Genomic DNA, 19252 nt, shown 5'->3' with positions numbered 1-19252 from the left:
TCAGGAGTTATCGATCTTGATGGTGGGGTCTGCACCGCTGATCAACGAGTTGACCGTGGTATTGGACCAGTTGACCCCTTCCAGTTTGATAGACACATCGGCATTGGCCAGGCCACCCGCTGCGTTGAGCTTGCCTTCGGTGCTGACCTGCAAGGTCGAGGAACCATCGACGGTGGTGATCTTCAGGAAGTTGTCGATAGTGCTGGCCTTCTCACCCTGCAGCAGGTCGCGCAGATCGAGACGGTCACCCTCGCTGACTTTGAAGTCCTTGATCACGTCACTGCCAATGTCACCGGACTTCCACACGAAGGTGTCGGCACCGCTGCCACCGATCAGCATGTCGTTGCCTTGGCCGCCGATCAGGGTGTCGTTGCCAGTGCCGCCCAGCAGCATGTCATTACCTTTGCCGCCATCGAGGGTGTCATTACCCCCTTGGCCGAAGAGGATGTCATTGCCTGCGCCCCCCATCAGGGTGTCGGCGCCATCATTGCTGCCCGCAACATCGAACTCGGTGTAATGCTCGTTGATGTACTTGTGCATTGCCCGCGCATCGACATCACCCGCATCGACACCGAGTTTGTTGGCCACATAACCCTGGACTGCCTCTACACCAGTGCCGGCGACCGTAGAGAAGGTCAGCAAGTCGCCAAAGATAATGTCGTTGCCGTCACCACCGTTGACCGTGTCGTTGCCCGGCTGGGTAACTTCGGTGTGGCCGAGGATGGCGTCTGCCAGTTTGCTTGGGTCGATGTTGGCCTGTGGCTTGCCATCGGAGTCATAGGGCTTCAGGTCGTCCTTGTTCACGCCACTGTTCAGGCCTATTGCCTCCACATCGGACAAGCCAGAAAGGATCTTGAAGCTGTCAGTCGAGTTGTTGGTGGTTGCCCGGTCTGTCGAGTTGCCCGTGCCGTCTCGGGTCGACAGCTCGTATCCACCGTTACCCTCGGCATGGATAGTGGCTGTGCTCTGCGTGGACCATTTGTAGTAGTAGCCCGTGTTCCAACTCCAGTCCAACTCGCGAACCTGCATGGTCAACTTGCCGCTGCTGTCGATCGAGAGACGATTGCTGGTATCCAACTGATAGTTGGTAACGGTATCGCCCATCTTGTAGTTGATCGACGACAGGAACGTGTCGAGCTTGACGTTGGTGTTGCCCAGGTTCGGGTTGGTCTGTTCACTCGTCTGGTAATAGGTCGGCTCACCGTCAGTGATGAAGAATGTCTGGTTACTACCGGTGCTACCTGCAGCCTTGAGGTTCGCAAACCAGTTGGCGGTTGTTTTGAAGGCATCCTCATAGTTGGTGCCGCCATTGGAGTTCAACGTACCCAGCGCACTCAGCAGGGTCTTGAGGCCCGCATCGTTGAGGGTCACCGATACGCTGCTCTTGACCTGGCTTGCAAAGTCGACCAACAGAATGTTCACCGTCCCGGACTGTGAGCCCTTGACGCTTGCAGCCAAGGTCTTGAATACCGACTCCAACGATTTCTTCGCAGCATCGACGCCCGAAGAGCCCATGCTGCCCGAGGTGTCGACGATGAAGGCGATGTTGTAGTCCTGGCCCGGTACCACGTGCAGGCCGCTGACATCCGCGACCACGATGTCATTGCCATCGGTGCTGGCGACGTTATCGCTATCGGATGACAGGTTGCTGGTGGTGTACGACTGCGGGTAGACCGTGACCTTGATGCTGCCTTCGCTGGTCGCGGTGCTGCCGCCAACGCTCTCGGTGGACGTCGAGGTGACTTTCACGTCGAATTGGCCGGAGTAGTAGGCCGGTGGCTTGATGGTCAAAGTGCCCAGATTCCAACCCGTGACATCAACCGCATTGGTGCCAACGGTGAACGTATGGCCGGCATTGTCGGCAACCACCGAGCCTGCCGGGATGCCGCTGAGCTTGACGCTCAGGCTCTCGGAGCCGTCTGTGTCCGTCAGGGCGGTACTGATGCTTACCAGCTTGACCGGCGCGCCGTTCTCGCCGCCTTCGTTGAGCTTGTAGCCGTCGTAGTAACCCACGCCGTTACTGCCATGCAGGTCGGATACCGTAACCCCGGCGTTGGCCAGCGCGGCGAGGTTGGGGTACATCGGGATGTTGGCGCTGCTAAGGTCAGTGACCGCACCGTTGCCCACCTTGATGTTGACGTCGAGGCTACCTGGCCCAGCCTGGTTGGCGTTGTAGACCTCCAGGGTGTAATAGCCGCTGGTGGTTGGGGTGTAGCTGCCGGAAATGCTGCCGCTGGCCGAGCCCCAGGTACCACCGGCGACGTTCTTGCCGCCGATGACGATCTGCAGGCTGTCGTCGGCGGTGCCGCTGAAGGTGTAGGTCTTGCCGGCCTCCAGATAGATCAGGCCTGAGGTCTTCGAGCCCGACCCCGGGGTGACGGTGGCCGTGGTGTCGACAGTGGTCACCTGCTCGCTCTTGCCGGCGTTGCCGGAGTTGGCGAAGACGTTCTTCAGCGCGTCGCCCGTGATGCCATTGCCGTTGGTGCCCAGGCCAGTGAGGCTGGTCCAGGTTTCCTTGGTCAGGCCCAGCGAGTTGACGTTGTTGTTGCCAATGCTCAGGTCCGGCTTGTCGGCCATCGGTGTGATATCGACCTTCAGCGTGGCTTCGCTGCCCGTGCCCTTGCCATCGGTAGGCGCGTACTTGATCTGCGCGTAGTCCACCTGCTTGTTGCCCACACCAGTACCACCGTAGCCGTCGACACCCGACTGGTTAGCCACAGGAACGAACTTGAGCTTGCCGGCGGCGATGTCGGCCTGGCTGATGGTCTGGCCTGCCTTCACATCGACCCAGCTGGTGCCGTTGTACAGCTTCAAGGTACCGGCCCCTGGCAGCTGGGTGATGGTCACCCCCAGGCTGGCGAGTGAGGAATCGACATCGCTGATGTTGAAGTCGCTCCAACCCAGCACCAGGTCGGTGTCCTCGGTTCCGGTGACCGCTCCGCCAGTGGTGGTGGGCACGTCGTTGACCGCCACGACATTGACCGTGGTGGTCGCCGTGTTCGAGGTGTTCACACCGTCGGTCACCGTGACAGTGATGATCCGAGGGGCGGTGCTCGGGTCTTCACCGGTGTTGATGAAGGTGATGTTCTTGATCGCCTGGATGTAGTCAGCCAGCGAAGCGGTTCCGCTCAGGGTCAGGACCACCTTGCCGTCGGTGCTGTTGGCATTGATCGAGATGCCATTGACGCTGTTGCCCAGGTTCAGGGCATCGCCTGGCTGGCGATTGGTCAGGGTCACCGTCGCGCCAGTCAGCATCGAGCTGTCGAAGTCGGTGATCGACACGTCGATATCGCCGATCGAAACACCGCTGCCTGGCTGGTTCTCGGTGAACGTGGTCTGGTAGTCGGCGCCGGTCTTGCCGCTCGAATCGTTGGCGTCTAGGTCCAGAGCAGGCGCCGGCTCGAAGATCTGGGTGGTGACGCTACCAGCGCTACCGCTGACCGCCAGGTTTTCGAAGTTGCCGCCGGTGGCCGAGTCGATCTTGACGGTGAACTGCTCGGTACCTTCGGTGACGTTGTCCTTGATTGTCGGGATGGTGAAGGTGGCTGAGTTGCTACCGGCTTTGATCGTTACGATGGCCACACCGGTGTAGTCGGTACCATCGGCGGCAGGGCCGGTATACGAAAGCTTCACCGTCACATCGGTTTGCGCATTGTTGCTGAGGTTCAGCGTGTAAGTTGCGTTGCCGCCTTCGGCAACAGCGGTTGTACCACTGATGCTCAGGGTGGTGGTCTGGAGGGTGTCGGTCACGGCCGTTACCGCTGCCGTGTTACTGACGACGAGGTTCTCGAAGTTGCCACCGGAAGTGCCGGTAATGTTCGCCGACACGTCACCTGCATCGATGTACACATCCTCACCGGGCGCAGCGACAATTACCGAACCTGACGTTTTGCCTGCTGCAATGTTGATGGTCTGGCCATTGCTCAGGGTGACCGTCATCGCGGTGCCTGCCGGGGTGCTCAACGTGGCGGTGTATGTGATCTGGCCACCTTCGGCGACCGTCGGCGTGGCGCTGAGGGTCAGGCTGGTATTGTCGATGGTGTCGGTGACCTTGGTCACCGCGAAAGCGCCGTCGACTGCCAGCAATTCGAAGTCGCCGCCGGTGCTTCCGTCGATCTTGACCTGTACCGAGCCGGCATCGATGTAGGGATCATCGCCGGGCGCGTTGAGGGTGATGCTGCCTTCGGTCTGACCTTTGGCAATGGAGATGGTCTCGCCATTGCTCAATTTGATGGTCATGTCAGAACCGGCCTTGTTGGACAAGGTTGCGGTATAGGTGATCTTGCCGCCTTCGGCGACCGTTGGCGTCGCGCTCAGGACAAGGCTCGTCGTGTCCTTGGTACCCGCCACATCCGTTACCGTCGTTGACGGGGTACCAGCGGTGACCAACTTCTCGTAATTGCCGCCGTCGACCTTGGTGATGGTGTTGGTCAGCGCGGTGTTGGTGTTGTACACGTTGTTCGGCGCGGTGAAGTTGACCGAGCCGGACGACTCGCCGACGCCGATGGTGATGCTCTGGCCGTTGGCCAGGGTGACGACCAGTGGCGAACCGGTGACTGGAGCGCTAACGGAGGCGGTGTAAGTGACCACCCCACCTTCAACTACCGAGGCATTCGCAGTCAGGGTCACGGTCGACGTGTCGAGGGTGTCGCTGACGTTGGTCACGGCCTCAGCCGGGTTGACTGCGAGGTTCTCGAAGTCACCACCGGTGGTACCAGTGACGGTCGCTTTGACCTGGCCGGCGTCTTTGTAGACGTCATCCGCCGGGGCCGGAACAGAGACCGTGCCGGAGGTCTGGCCTGCCGCGATATTGATAGTTGCGCCGTTGCTCAGGGTCACGGTCATCGCCGTGCCGGCGGGATTGCTCAAGGTCGCGGTGTAGACGATCTGGCCGCCCTCAGCGACGTCGCCAGTCGCGCTCAGCACCAGGTTGGTGGTCGCCTGGGTAGCTGGGCTATCGGTGACCGTGGTGGTTGGAGTGCCGGCGGTATCCAGCTTCTCGTAGTTACCGCCGTCGACCTTAGTGATGCTGTTGGTCACCGGGGTATTGGTGTTGTAGACGTTGTTCGGCGCGGTGAAGTCGACCGAGCCGGACGATTCGCCAACACCGATGGTGATGCTTTGACCGTTGGCCAAGGTGACGACCAGCGGCGAACCCGTGACCGGGGCGCTAACCGAGGCGGTGTAGGTCACCACGCCACCTTCGACTACTGAAGCATTCGCAGTCAGGGTCACGGTCGACGTGTCGAGGGTGTCGCTGACGTTGGTCACGGCTTCAGCCGGGTTAACAGCCAGCTGTTCGAAGTCACCACCGGTGGTGCCGGTGATGGTGGCTTTGACCTGACCGGCATCCTTGTAGACGTCATCCGCCGGGGCCGGAACAGAGACCGTGCCGGTGGTCTGGCCTGCCGCGATATTGATGGTCGCGCCGTTGCTCAGGGTTACGGTCATCGCCGTGCCGGCTGGATTGCTCAGCGTGGCGGTATAGACGATCTGACCGCCTTCAGCCACATCGCCAGTGGCGCTCAGCACCAGGTTGGTGGTCGCCTGAGTAGCCGGGCTGTCGGTAACCGTGGTGGTCGGAGTGCCGGCGGTGTCGAGCTGTTCGTAGTTACCGCCTTCGACCTTGGTGATGCTGTTGGTCAACGCGGTATTGGTGTTGTAGACGTTGTTTGGCGCAACGAAGTCGACTGAACCGGACGACTCGCCGACGCCGATGGTGATGCTTTGGCCGTTGGCCAGGGTCACGACCAGTGGGTTGCCGGTGACAGGGGCCGATACCGAGGCGGTGTAGGTGACTACGCCACCTTCGATTACTGAAGCATTGGCGGTCAGGGTCACCGTGCTGGTATCGAGGGTATCGCTGACATTGGTCACGGCTTCAGCCGGATTCACCGCGAGGTTCTCGAAATCACCACCGGTTGTGCCGGTGATGGTGGCTTTGACCTGGCCAGCGTCCTTGTAGACGTCATCGGCCGGGGCTGCAACAGCGACCGTACCGGAGGTCTGACCTGCTGCGATATTGATGGCCGCGCCATTGCTCAGGGTCACGGTCATCGCCGTGCCGGCTGGATTGCTCAAGGTCGCGGTGTAAACGATCTGACCGCCTTCGGCCACGTCCCCAGTCGCGCTCAGCACCAGGTTGGTGGTCGCTTGAGTAGCCGGGCTGTCGGTGACAGTCGTGGTCGGAGTACCGGCGGTGTCGAGCTGTTCGTAATTGCCGCCGTCGACCTTGGTGATGCTGTTGGTCAGTGCGGTATTGGTGTTGTAGACGTTGTTCGGCGCAACGAAGTCGACCGAGCCGGACGACTCGCCGACGCCGATGGTGATGCTCTGGCCGTTGGCCAGGGTGACGACCAGTGGGCTGCCGGTGACTGGGGCCGATACCGAGGCGGTGTAGGTGACTACGCCACCTTCGACTACCGAAGCATTCGCAGTCAGGGTCACGGTCGACGTATCGAGGGTATCGCTGACGTTGGTCACGGCTTCGGTCGGAGTAACAGCCAACTGCTCAAAGTCACCACCGGTGGTACCGGTGATGGTGGCTTTGACCTGACCCGCATCTTTGTAGACGTCATCGGCCGGGGCTGCAACAGAGACCGTGCCGGAGGTCTGACCGGCCGCGATGTTGATGGTCGCGCCGTTGCTCAGGGTCACGGTCATCGCCGTGCCAGCTGGGTTGCTCAAAGTCGCGGTGTAAACGATCTGGCCACCTTCCGCCACATCGCCGGTCGCGCTCAGCACCAGGCTGGTAGTGGCCTGGGTAGACGGGCTGTCGGTAACCGTGGTGGTCGGAGTGCCGGCGGTGTCGAGCTGTTCGTAATTACCGCCGTCGACCTTGGTGATGCTGTTGGTCAGTGCGGTATTGGTGTTGTAGACGTTGTTTGGCGCAACGAAGTCGACCGAGCCGGACGACTCGCCTACACCGATGGTGATGCTTTGGCCGTTGGCCAGGGTGACGACCAGTGGGCTGCCGGTGACTGGGGCCGATACCGAGGCGGTGTAGGTGACTACGCCACCTTCGACTACCGAAGCATTTGCGGTCAGGGTCACCGTGCTAGCGTCGATCGTGTCGCTAACGTTAGTCACTGCTTCGGTCGGGCTGACCGCCAGCTGCTCGAAGTCACCACCGGTGGTACCAGTGATGGTGGCTTTGACCTGGCCGGCGTCTTTGTAGACATCATCAGCCGGGGCTGCAACAGAGACCGTACCGGACGTCTGACCGGCCGCGATGTTGATGGTCGCGCCGTTGCTCAGGGTCACGGTCATCGCCGTGCCAGCTGGGTTGCTCAAAGTCGCGGTGTAAACGATCTGGCCACCTTCCGCCACATCGCCGGTCGCGCTCAGCACCAGGCTGGTAGTGGCCTGGGTAGACGGGCTGTCGGTAACCGTGGTGGTCGGAGTGCCGGCGGTGTCGAGCTGTTCGTAATTACCGCCGTCGACCTTGGTGATGCTGTTGGTCAGTGCGGTATTGGTGTTGTAGACGTTGTTTGGCGCAACGAAGTCGACCGAGCCGGACGACTCGCCTACACCGATGGTGATGCTTTGGCCGTTGGCCAGGGTGACGACCAGTGGGCTGCCGGTGACTGGGGCCGATACCGAGGCGGTGTAGGTGACTACGCCACCTTCGACTACCGAAGCATTTGCGGTCAGGGTCACCGTGCTAGCGTCGATCGTGTCGCTAACGTTAGTCACTGCTTCGGTCGGGCTGACCGCCAGCTGCTCGAAGTCACCACCGGTGGTACCAGTGATGGTGGCTTTGACCTGGCCGGCATCTTTGTAGACATCATCAGCCGAGGCTGGAACAGAGACCGTACCGGACGTCTGACCGGCCGCAATGTTGATGACCGCGCCATTGCTCAAGGTCACGGTCATCGCCGTGCCGGCGGGGTTGCTCAAGGTCGCGGTGTAAACGATCTGGCCACCTTCCGCCACATCGCCGGTCGCGCTCAGCACCAGGCTGGTAGTGGCCTGGGTAGACGGGCTGTCGGTAACCGTGGTGGTCGGAGTGCCGGCGGTGTCGAGCTGTTCGTAATTACCGCCTTCGACCTTGGTGATGCTGTTGGTCAGTGCGGTATTGGTGTTGTAGACGTTATTCGGCGCAACGAAGTCGACCGAACCGGACGACTCGCCCACTCCGATGGTGATGCTCTGGCCGTTGGCCAGGGTTACGACCAGTGGGCTGCCGGTGACAGGGGCCGATACCGAGGCGGTGTAGGTGACTACGCCACCTTCGATTACTGAAGCATTGGCGGTCAGGGTCACCGTGCTGGTATCGAGGGTATCGCTGACATTGGTCACGGCTTCAGCCGGATTCACCGCGAGGTTCTCGAAATCACCACCGGTTGTGCCGGTGATGGTGGCTTTGACCTGGCCAGCGTCCTTGTAGACGTCATCGGCCGGGGCTGCAACAGCGACCGTACCGGAGGTCTGACCTGCTGCGATATTGATGGCCGCGCCATTGCTCAGGGTCACGGTCATCGCCGTGCCGGCTGGATTGCTCAAGGTCGCGGTGTAAACGATCTGACCGCCTTCGGCCACGTCCCCAGTCGCGCTCAGCACCAGGTTGGTGGTCGCCTGAGTAGCGGGACTGTCGGTAACCGTGGTGGTAGGAGTGCCGGCAGTGTCGAGCTGTTCGTAATTACCGCCTTCGACCTTGGTGATGCTGTTGGTCAGTGCAGTATTGGTGTTGTAGACGTTGTTCGGCGCAACGAAGTCAACCGAGCCGGACGATTCGCCCACTCCGATGGTGATGCTCTGGCCGTTGGCCAGGGTGACGACCAGTGGCGAACCAGTAACAGGAGCCGAGACCGAGGCGGTATAGGTAACCACGCCACCTTCGATCACCGAGGCATTTGCAGTCAGTGTCACGGTCGACGTGTCGAGGGTGTCGCTGACGTTAGTCACGGCCTCAGCCGGGTTGACTGCGAGGTTCTCGAAGTCACCACCGGTTGTGCCGGTGATGGTGGCTTTGACCTGGCCGGCGTCTTTGTAGACGTCATCAGCCGGGGCAGCAACGGTCACTTGGCCAGTGGTCTGGCCTGCCGCGATGTTGATGGTCGCGCCGTTGCTCAAGGTCACGGTCATCGCCGTGCCGGCTGGATTGCTCAGGGTCGCGGTATAAACGATCTGACCGCCTTCAGCGACATCGCCAGTTGCGCTCAGCACCAGGTTGGTAGTGGCCTGAGTAGCAGGACTATCGGTGACCGTCGTGGTCGGAGTGCCGGCGGTATCGAGTTGTTCGTAGTTACCGCCCTCGACCTTGGTAATACTGTTGGTCAGTGCAGTATTGGTGTTGTAGACGTTGTTTGGCGCAACGAAGTCGACTGAACCGGACGACTCGCCGACGCCGATGGTGATGCTTTGGCCGTTGGCCAGGGTGACGACCAGCGGCGAACCAGTAACAGGAGCCGACACGGAGGCGGTGTACGTAACCACGCCACCTTCGACTACCGAAGCATTGGCGGTCAGGGTCACCGTGCTGGTATCGAGGGTATCGCTGACATTGGTCACGGCTTCAGCCGGATTCACCGCGAGGTTCTCGAAATCACCACCGGTTGTGCCAGTGATGGTGGCTTTGACCTGACCAGCGTCCTTGTAGACGTCATCAGCCGGGGCAGCAACGGTCACTTGGCCAGTGGTCTGGCCTGCCGCGATGTTGATGGTCGCGCCGTTGCTCAAGGCCACGGTCATCGCCGTGCCGGCTGGATTGCTCAAGGTCGCGGTGTAAACGATCTGACCGCCTTCAGCGACATCGCCAGTTGCGCTCAGCACCAGGTTGGTAGTGGCCTGAGTAGCCGGGCTGTCGGTAACCGTGGTGGTCGGAGTGCCGGCAGTGTCGAGCTGTTCGTAATTACCGCCTTCGACCTTGGTGATGCTGTTGGTCAGTGCAGTATTGGTGTTGTAGACGTTGTTTGGCGCAACGAAGTCGACCGAGCCGGACGACTCACCGACGCCGATGGTGATGCTCTGACCGTTGGCCAGGGTCACGACCAGTGGGCTGCCGGTAACTGGGGCCGATACCGAGGCGGTGTACACCACGGTGCCGCCCTCGACCACGCCTGGAGTGGCGGTCAACGTGACGGTCGACGTATCGAGGGTATCGCTGACGTTGGTCACGGCTTCAGCCGGATTGACCGCCAACTGCTCGAAGTCGCCACCGGTGGTGCCGGTGATGGTGGCTTTGACCTGGCCGGCGTCCTTGTAAACGTCGTCGGCCGGCGCAGCGACGGTCACTTGGCCAGTGGTCTGGCCTGCCGCGATGTTGATGGTCGCGCCATTGCTCAGCGTGACGGTCATCGCCGTCCCCGCTGGGTTGCTCAGCGTCGCGGTGTAAACGATCTGGCCGCCTTCAGCGACATCGCCAGTCGCGCTCAGCACCAGGTTGGTGGTCGCCTGAGTAGCCGGGCTGTCGGTAACCGTGGTGGTCGGAGCGCCGGCGGTGTCGAGCTGTTCGTAATTACCGCCTTCGACCTTGGTAATACTGTTGGTCAGCGGTGCATTGGTGTTGTAGACGTTGTTCGGCGCGCTGAAGTTGACCGAACCGGACGACTCGCCAACGCCGATGGTGATGCTCTGGCCGTTGGCCAGGGTGACGACCAGTGGGCTGCCGGTAACTGGGGCCGATACCGAGGCGGTGTACACCACGGTGCCGCCCTCGACCACGCCTGGAGTGGCGGTCAACGTGACGGTCGACGTATCGAGGGTATCGCTGACGTTGGTCACGGCTTCAGCCGGATTGACCGCCAACTGCTCGAAGTCGCCACCGGTGGTGCCGGTGATGGTGGCTTTGACCTGGCCAGCGTCCTTGTAGACGTCATCGGCCGGGGCTGGAACAGAGACCGTGCCGGAGCTTTGGCCTGCTGCGATATTGATGACCGCGCCATTGCTCAGCGTGACGGTCATCGCCGTGCCCGCAGGGTTGCTCAGCGTCGCGGTGTAAACGATCTGGCCGCCCTCAGCGACATCGCCGGTCGCGCTCAACACCAGGTTGGTGGTCGCCTGGGTAGCCGGACTGTCGGTGACCGTGGTGGCCGGAGTGCCGGCAGTATCGAGCTGTTCGTAGTTACCGCCCTCGACCTTGGTGATGCTGTTGGTCAGTGCAGTATTGGTGTTGTAGACGTTGTTTGGCGCAACGAAGTCGACCGAGCCGGACGACTCACCGACGCCGATGGTGATGCTCTGGCCGTTGGCCAGGGTCACGACCAGTGGGCTGCCGGTAACTGGGGCCGATACCGAGGCGGTGTACACCACGATGCCGCCCTCGACCACGCCTGGAGTGGCGGTCAACGTGACGGTCGACGTATCGAGGGTATCGCTGACGTTGGTCACGGCTTCAGCCGGATTGACCGCCAACTGCTCGAAGTCGCCACCGGTGGTGCCGGTGATGGTGGCTTTGACCTGGCCAGCGTCCTTGTAGACGTCATCGGCCGGGGCTGGAACAGAGACCGTGCCGGAGCTTTGGCCTGCTGCGATATTGATGACCGCGCCATTGCTCAGCGTGACGGTCATCGCCGTGCCCGCAGGGTTGCTCAGCGTCGCGGTGTAAACGATCTGGCCGCCCTCAGCGACATCGCCGGTCGCGCTCAACACCAGGTTGGTGGTCGCCTGGGTAGCCGGACTGTCGGTGACCGTGGTGGCCGGAGTGCCGGCAGTATCGAGCTGTTCGTAGTTACCGCCCTCGACCTTGGTGATGCTGTTGGTCAGTGCAGTATTGGTGTTGTAGACGTTGTTTGGCGCAACGAAGTCGACCGAGCCGGACGACTCACCGACGCCGATGGTGATGCTCTGACCGTTGGCCAGGGTCACGACCAGTGGGCTGCCGGTAACTGGGGCCGATACCGAGGCGGTGTACACCACAGTACCGCCCTCGACCACGCTTGGTGTGGCGGTCAACGTGACGGTCGACGTGTCGAGGGTGTCGCTGACGTTGGTCACGGCTTCAGCCGGATTAACAGCCAACTGCTCGAAGTCGCCACCGGTGGTGCCGGTGATGGTGGCTTTGACCTGGCCGGCGTCCTTGTAAACGTCGTCGGCCGGCGCAGCGACGGTCACTTGGCCAGTGGTCTGGCCTGCCGCGATGTTGATGGTCGCGCCATTGCTCAGCGTGACGGTCATCGCCGTCCCCGCTGGGTTGCTCAGCGTCGCGGTGTAAACGATCTGGCCGCCTTCAGCGACATCGCCAGTCGCGCTCAGCACCAGGTTGGTGGTCGCCTGAGTAGCCGGGCTGTCGGTAACCGTGGTGGTCGGAGCGCCGGCGGTGTCGAGCTGTTCGTAATTACCGCCTTCGACCTTGGTGATGCTGTTGGTCAGTGCGGTATTGGTGTTGTAGACGTTATTCGGCGCAACGAAGTCGACTGAGCCGGACGATTCGCCGACGCCGATGATGATGCTCTGACCGTTGGCCAGGGTGACGACCAACGGGCTGCCGGTGACTGGGGCACTGACCGACGCGGTGTACACCACGGTACCGCCCTCGACCACGCTTGGGGTGGCGGTCAACGTGACGGTCGACGTGTCGAGGGTGTCGCTGACGTTGGTCACGACTTCAGCCGGGTTGACTGCGAGGTTCTCGAAGTCACCACCGGTGGTGTCGGTGATGGTGGCTTTGACCTGGCCAGCGTCCTTGTAGACGTCATCGGCCGGGGCTGCAACAGCGACCGTACCGGAGGTCTGACCTGCTGCGATATTGATGACCGCGCCATTGCTCAGGGTCACGGTCATCGCCGTGCCGGCTGGATTGCTCAAGGTCGCGGTGTAAACGATCTGGCCGCCTTCAGCGACATCGCCGGTCGCGCTCAGCACCAGGTTGGTGGTCGCCTGGGTAGCCGGGCTGTCTGTGACAGTCGTGGTCGGAGTGCCGGCGGTGTCGAGCTGTTCGTAATTGCCGCCGTCGACCTTGGTGATGCTGTTGGTCAGTGCGGTATTGGTGTTGTAGACGTTGTTCGGCGCAACGAAGTCGACCGAGCCGGACGACTCGCCGACGCCGATGGTGATGCTCTGGCCGTTGGCCAGGGTTACGACCAGTGGGCTGCCGGTGACAGGGGCGCTAACGGAAGCAGTGTAGGTGACCACACCGCCCTCCACGACTGAGGCATTTGCAGTCAGGGTCACGGTCGACGCGTCGAGGGTATCGCTGACGTTGGTCACGGCTTCAGCCGGACTAACCGCGAGCTGCTCGAAATCACCACCGGTGGTACCGGTGATAGTGGCTTTGACCTGGCCGGCGTCTTTGTAGACATCATCGGCCGGAGCTGGAACAGAGACAGCGCCGGAGCTCTGGCCCGCTGCGATATTGATGACCGCACCATTGCTCAGGGTGACGGTCATCGCCGTACCGGCGGGGTTGCTCAAGGTCGCGGTGTAAACGATCTGGCCGCCCTCAGCGACATCGCCAGTCGCGCTCAGCGCCAGGTTGGTGGTCGCCTGGGTAGCCGGGCTGTCGGTGACTGTAGTAGTCGGAGTGCCCGCCGTATCGAGCTGTTCGTAGTTACCGCCCTCAACCTTAGTGATGCTGTTGGTCAGCGCGGTATTGGTGTTGTAGACGTTGTTCGGCGCGGTGAAGTTGACCGAACCGGACGACTCGCCAACGCCGATGGTGATGCTCTGGCCGTTGGCCAGGGTCACGACCAGCGGCGAACCGGTGACCGGAGCCGACAGCGAAGCGGTGTAGGTGACCACGCCACCTTCGATTACCGAAGCATTCGCAGTCAGGGTGACAGTCGAGATATCGACGGTATCGCTGACGTTGGTCACGGCCTCAGCCGGGTTGACTGCGAGGTTCTCGAAGTCACCACCGGTTGTGCCGGTGATGGTGGCTTTGACCTGGCCAGCGTCCTTGTAGACGTCATCGGCCGGGGCTGCAACAGCGACCGTACCGGAGGTCTGACCTGCTGCGATATTGATGACCGCGCCATTGCTCAGGGTCACGGTCATCGCCGTGCCGGCTGGATTGCTCAGCGTGGCGGTATAGACGATCTGACCGCCTTCAGCCACATCGCCAGTGGCGCTCAGCACCAGGTTGGTGGTCGCCTGAGTAGCCGGGCTGTCGGTAACCGTGGTGGTCGGAGTGCCGGCGGTGTCGAGCTGTTCGTAGTTACCGCCTTCGACCTTGGTGATGCTGTTGGTCAACGCGGTATTGGTGTTGTAGACGTTGTTTGGCGCAACGAAGTCGACTGAACCGGACGACTCGCCGACGCCGATGGTGATGCTTTGGCCGTTGGCCAGGGTCACGACCAGTGGGTTGCCGGTGACAGGGGCCGATACCGAGGCGGTGTAGGTGACTACGCCACCTTCGATTACTGAAGCATTGGCGGTCAGGGTCACCGTGCTGGTATCGAGGGTATCGCTGACATTGGTCACGGCTTCAGCCGGATTCACCGCGAGGTTCTCGAAATCACCACCGGTGGTACCGGTGATAGTGGCTTTGACCTGGTCGGCGTCTTTGTAGACATCATCAGCCGGAGCTGGAACAGAGACCGTACCGGACGTCTGACCTGCTGCGATATTGATGACCGCGCCATTGCTCAGGGTCACGGTCATCGCCGTGCCGGCTGGATTGCTCAGGGTCGCGGTATAAACGATCTGACCGCCTTCAGCCACATCGTCAGTTGCGCTCAGCACCAGGTTGGTAGTGGCCTGGGTAGCGGGATTGTCGGTAACCGTGGTGGTCGGAGTACCAGCGGTGTCGAGCTGTTCGTAATTACCGCCCTCGACCTTAGTGATGCTGTTGGTGAGTGCGGTATTGGTGTTGTACACGTTGTTCGGCGCAACGAAGTCGACCGAGCCGGACGACTCGCCGACGCCGATGGTGATGCTTTGGCCGTTGGCCAGGGTTACGACCAGTGGCGAACCAGTAACAGGAGCCGAGACCGAGGCGGTATAGGTAACCACGCCACCTTCGATCACCGAAGCATTCGCAGTCAGGGTCACGGTCGACGTATCGAGGGTATCGCTGACGTTGGTCACGGCTTCGGTCGGAGTAACAGCCAACTGCTCGAAGTCACCACCGGTGGTACCGGTGATGGTGGCTTTGACTTGACCCGCATCTTTGTAGACGTCATCGGCCGGCGCAGCGACGTTCACTTGGCCGGTGGTCTGGCCTGCCGCGATGTTGATGGTCGCGCCGTTGCTCAGGGTGACGGTCATCGCCGTTCCCGCAGGGTTGCTCAGCGTCGCGGTGTAAACGATCTGGCCGCCCTCAGCGACATCGCCGGTCGCGCTCAGCACCAGGTTGGTGGTCGCCTGGGTAGCCGGGCTGTCGGTGACAGTCGTGGTCGGAGTGCCGGCGGTGTCGAGCTGTTCGTAATTGCCGCCGTCGACCTTGGTGATGCTGTTGGTCAGCGCGGCGTTGGTGCTGTAGACGTTGTTCGGCGCGGTGAAGTTGACCGAGCCGGACGATTCGCCGACGCCGATGGTGATGCTTTGACCGTTGGCCAGGGTGACCACCAGTGGGCTGCCGGTGACCGGAGCGCTAACCGACGCCGTGTAGGTGACCACCCCGCCTTCGACCACGCTTGGTGTGGCGGTCAGGGTCACCGTGCTGGTATCGAGCGTGTCGCTGACGTTAGTCACGGCCTCCGCCGGATTGACCGCAAGATTTTCGAAGTCACCACCGGTGGTACCAGTGATGGTGGCTTTGACCTGACCGGCGTCTTTGTAGACGTCATCGGCCGGTGCAGCGACGGTCACTTGGCCAGTGGTCTGGCCGGCAGCGATATTGATGGTCGCGCCATTGCTCAGCGTCACGGTCATCGCCGTACCCGCTGGGTTGCTCAAGGTCGCGGTGTAGACAATCTGACCGCCCTCAGCGACATCACCCGTGGCGCTCAGCACCAGGTTGGTAGTCGCCTGGGTAGCGGGACTGTCGGTAACCGTCGTAGTTGGAGTACCCGCGGTATCCAGCTTCTCGTAATTACCGCCGTCGACCTTGGTGATGCTGTTGGTCACCGGGGTATTGGTGTTGTAGACGTTGTTTGGTGCGGTGAAGTTGACCGAGCCGGACGACTCGCCGACGCCGATTGTGATGCTCTGACCGTTGGCCAGGGTGACCACGAGTGGGCTGCCAGTGACCGGAGCGCTAACCGACGCCGTGTAGGTGACCACGCCACCTTCAACCACTGAAGCATTCGCCGTCAGGGTCACGGTAGACGTATCGAGGGTGTCGCTGACGTTGGTCACGGCTTCAGCCGGGTTAACAGCCAGCTGTTCGAAGTCACCACCGGTGGTGCCGGTGATGGTGGCTTTGACCTGACCGGCATCCTTGTAGACGTCATCCGCCGGGGCCGGAACAGAGACCGTGCCGGTGGTCTGGCCTGCCGCGATATTGATGGTCGCGCCGTTGCTCAGGGTTACGGTCATCGCCGTGCCGGCTGGATTGCTCAGCGTGGCGGTATAGACGATCTGACCGCCTTCAGCCACATCGCCAGTGGCGCTCAGCACCAGGTTGGTGGTCGCCTGAGTAGCCGGGCTGTCGGTAACCGTGGTGGTCGGAGTGCCGGCGGTGTCGAGCTGTTCGTAGTTACCGCCTTCGACCTTGGTGATGCTGTTGGTCAACGCGGTATTGGTGTTGTAGACGTTGTTTGGCGCAACGAAGTCGACTGAACCGGACGACTCGCCGACGCCGATGGTGATGCTTTGGCCGTTGGCCAGGGTCACGACCAGTGGGTTGCCGGTGACAGGGGCCGATACCGAGGCGGTGTAGGTGACTACGCCACCTTCGATTACTGAAGCATTGGCGGTCAGGGTCACCGTGCTGGTATCGAGGGTATCGCTGACATTGGTCACGGCTTCAGCCGGATTCACCGCGAGGTTCTCGAAATCACCACCGGTTGTGCCGGTGATGGTGGCTTTGACCTGGCCAGCGTCCTTGTAGACGTCATCGGCCGGGGCTGCAACAGCGACCGTACCGGAGGTCTGACCTGCTGCGATATTGATGGCCGCGCCATTGCTCAGGGTCACGGTCATCGCCGTGCCGGCTGGATTGCTCAAGGTCGCGGTGTAAACGATCTGACCGCCTTCGGCCACGTCCCCAGTCGCGCTCAGCACCAGGTTGGTGGTCGCTTGAGTAGCCGGGCTGTCGGTGACAGTCGTGGTCGGAGTACCGGCGGTGTCGAGCTGTTCGTAATTGCCGCCGTCGACCTTGGTGATGCTGTTGGTCAGTGCGGTATTGGTGTTGTAGACGTTGTTCGGCGCAACGAAGTCGACCGAGCCGGACGACTCGCCGACGCCGATGGTGATGCTCTGGCCGTTGGCCAGGGTGACGACCAGTGGGCTGCCGGTGACTGGGGCCGATACCGAGGCGGTGTAGGTGACTACGCCACCTTCGACTACCGAAGCATTCGCAGTCAGGGTCACGGTCGACGTATCGAGGGTATCGCTGACGTTGGTCACGGCTTCGGTCGGAGTAACAGCCAACTGCTCAAAGTCACCACCGGTGGTACCGGTGATGGTGGCTTTGACCTGACCCGCATCTTTGTAGACGTCATCGGCCGGGGCTGCAACAGAGACCGTGCCGGAGGTCTGACCGGCCGCGATGTTGATGGTCGCGCCGTTGCTCAGGGTCACGGTCATCGCCGTGCCAGCTGGGTTGCTAAGCGTTGCGGTGTAAACGATCTGACCGCCTTCAGCCACATCGCTAGTTGCGCTCAGCACCAGGTTGGTGGTGGCCTGAGTAGCGGGACTGTCGGTGACCGTGGTGGTCGGAGTGCCGGCGGTGTCGAGCTGTTCGTAGTTACCGCCCTCGACCTTGGTAATGCTGTTGGTCAGCGGTGCATTGGTGTTGTAGACGTTGTTCGGCGCAACAAAGTTGACCGAGCCGGACGACTCGCCGACACCGATGGTGATGCTCTGACCATTGGCCAGGGTCACGACCAGCGGCGAACCAGTAACAGGCGCCGACACCGAGGCGGTGTACACCACAGTACCGCCCTCGACCACGCTTGGGGTGGCAGTCAAGGTGACCGTCGACGTGTCAATGCTGTCGCTGATAGTAGTTACAGCGCTCTGGGGGTTGATCGACAGCTGCTCAAAATTGCCCCCGGTGGCGCCGGTGATGGTGGCGGTGACTGTCGAGCCATTGTTGTAAACATCATTGGCCGGCGTCTGGAAGGCCACACTGCCCGTGGTATTGCCCGCGCCAACGGTAATAGTCTGGCCGTTCGACAGTGTCACGGTCACCGGGCTCTGGGCGGGGTTGCTCAGGGTTACGGTGTAAGTGATGACGCCACCTTCGGTCACGCTTGGCGAAGCGGTAAGGGTCGCAGTGGTGTTGTCTACTGTATCGGTAACCAGAGTCACCGCAGGCGTCTGCGGCAAGGCCACGGTGATACCAGTACCGCCACTGGCCCCCGTCACGGTGGTGGAGATCTGGCTGCCATCGACGTATGGGGTATCGTTAGGCGGAATCGTGACATTGACGGTGCCGCTGGTCTGGCCAGCCTGAATGACGATTACTGCCCCATTCGACAGTGTTACGGTCAGGTTGGACGTAGGTGCCTGGCCGACCGTCGCGGTATAGACGATAACGCCACCCGCTTCGGAGATGGAAGGGGTGGCGCTGAGGGTCAGCCCGGTGGCGACCGGTGTCGGAGTATCGGCTGTAGTGTTGTTGGCATCGGTATCAAGCCCGCCGACCTCCTCGCCATTGAGTCCGGCGGCGAAGCTCAGAGGGTCAGTCGGGAAGCCGATGGTCGGGTCCACCGAGCCTGCTGTTTCTTCCAACAGGACAAAACTGTGGCCACCGCCAACCGTGCCACCACCTGCCGCTGCAGGCCCTGCTGCCGGCGCTTCCAGTTCGGTGGTAGGGTCCACGCCCGCGGCGATCGCTTGCTGCAGCTCTTCCACCGACGGCGCGGCCTGCGCGGTAGCCTGACCCAAGTCGGTACTGCTGTCGGGTGCATCAGCGCTCCATTGGGTATCACGCCCCAAATCGAGCAAGCGACCATCGGCCAGTTCGAGGGTGACGGCGCCGCCCGGGCCGGTGAGAACTTCTTCACCGGCCAACAGGCGATCACCTTCAATGAGTACACGCCGGATGCCTTCTGGGGATACTGCGATGACTTGGCCAACAATACTTTTGACGATGGCTACAACGCTGCTCATTGGACTCTCCGGGTTACCCGATGTGATCTACTTCCATGCTCCGAGCAGCGTTCACGAGCCACTGCAGACGGAAGTGTGTCGATACTGTTTCCGGCATGCTTGACGTCAAATTATCGTCTATAACTGCCAGCTATTAACTTTATGCCAAACT

At 61.5% G+C, this 19252-nt stretch carries 1 protein-coding gene; it reads right to left on the bottom strand.

What is annotated here, in order from left to right:
* Entirely contained in the window at nucleotides 1-19101 is a 19101-nt protein-coding gene (locus ACMGGN_RS22820) for an immunoglobulin-like domain-containing protein (RefSeq protein WP_414156313.1), read from the bottom strand.
* Between the last annotated feature and the right edge of the window lie 151 nt (nucleotides 19102-19252).

Origin of the sequence: Pseudomonas sp. BNK-30 (assembly GCF_047456185.1) — a bacterium.
Classification (GTDB): Bacteria; Pseudomonadota; Gammaproteobacteria; order Pseudomonadales; family Pseudomonadaceae; genus Aquipseudomonas; species Aquipseudomonas putida_E.
This window is presented reverse-complemented; position numbering and strand designations above follow the sequence as displayed.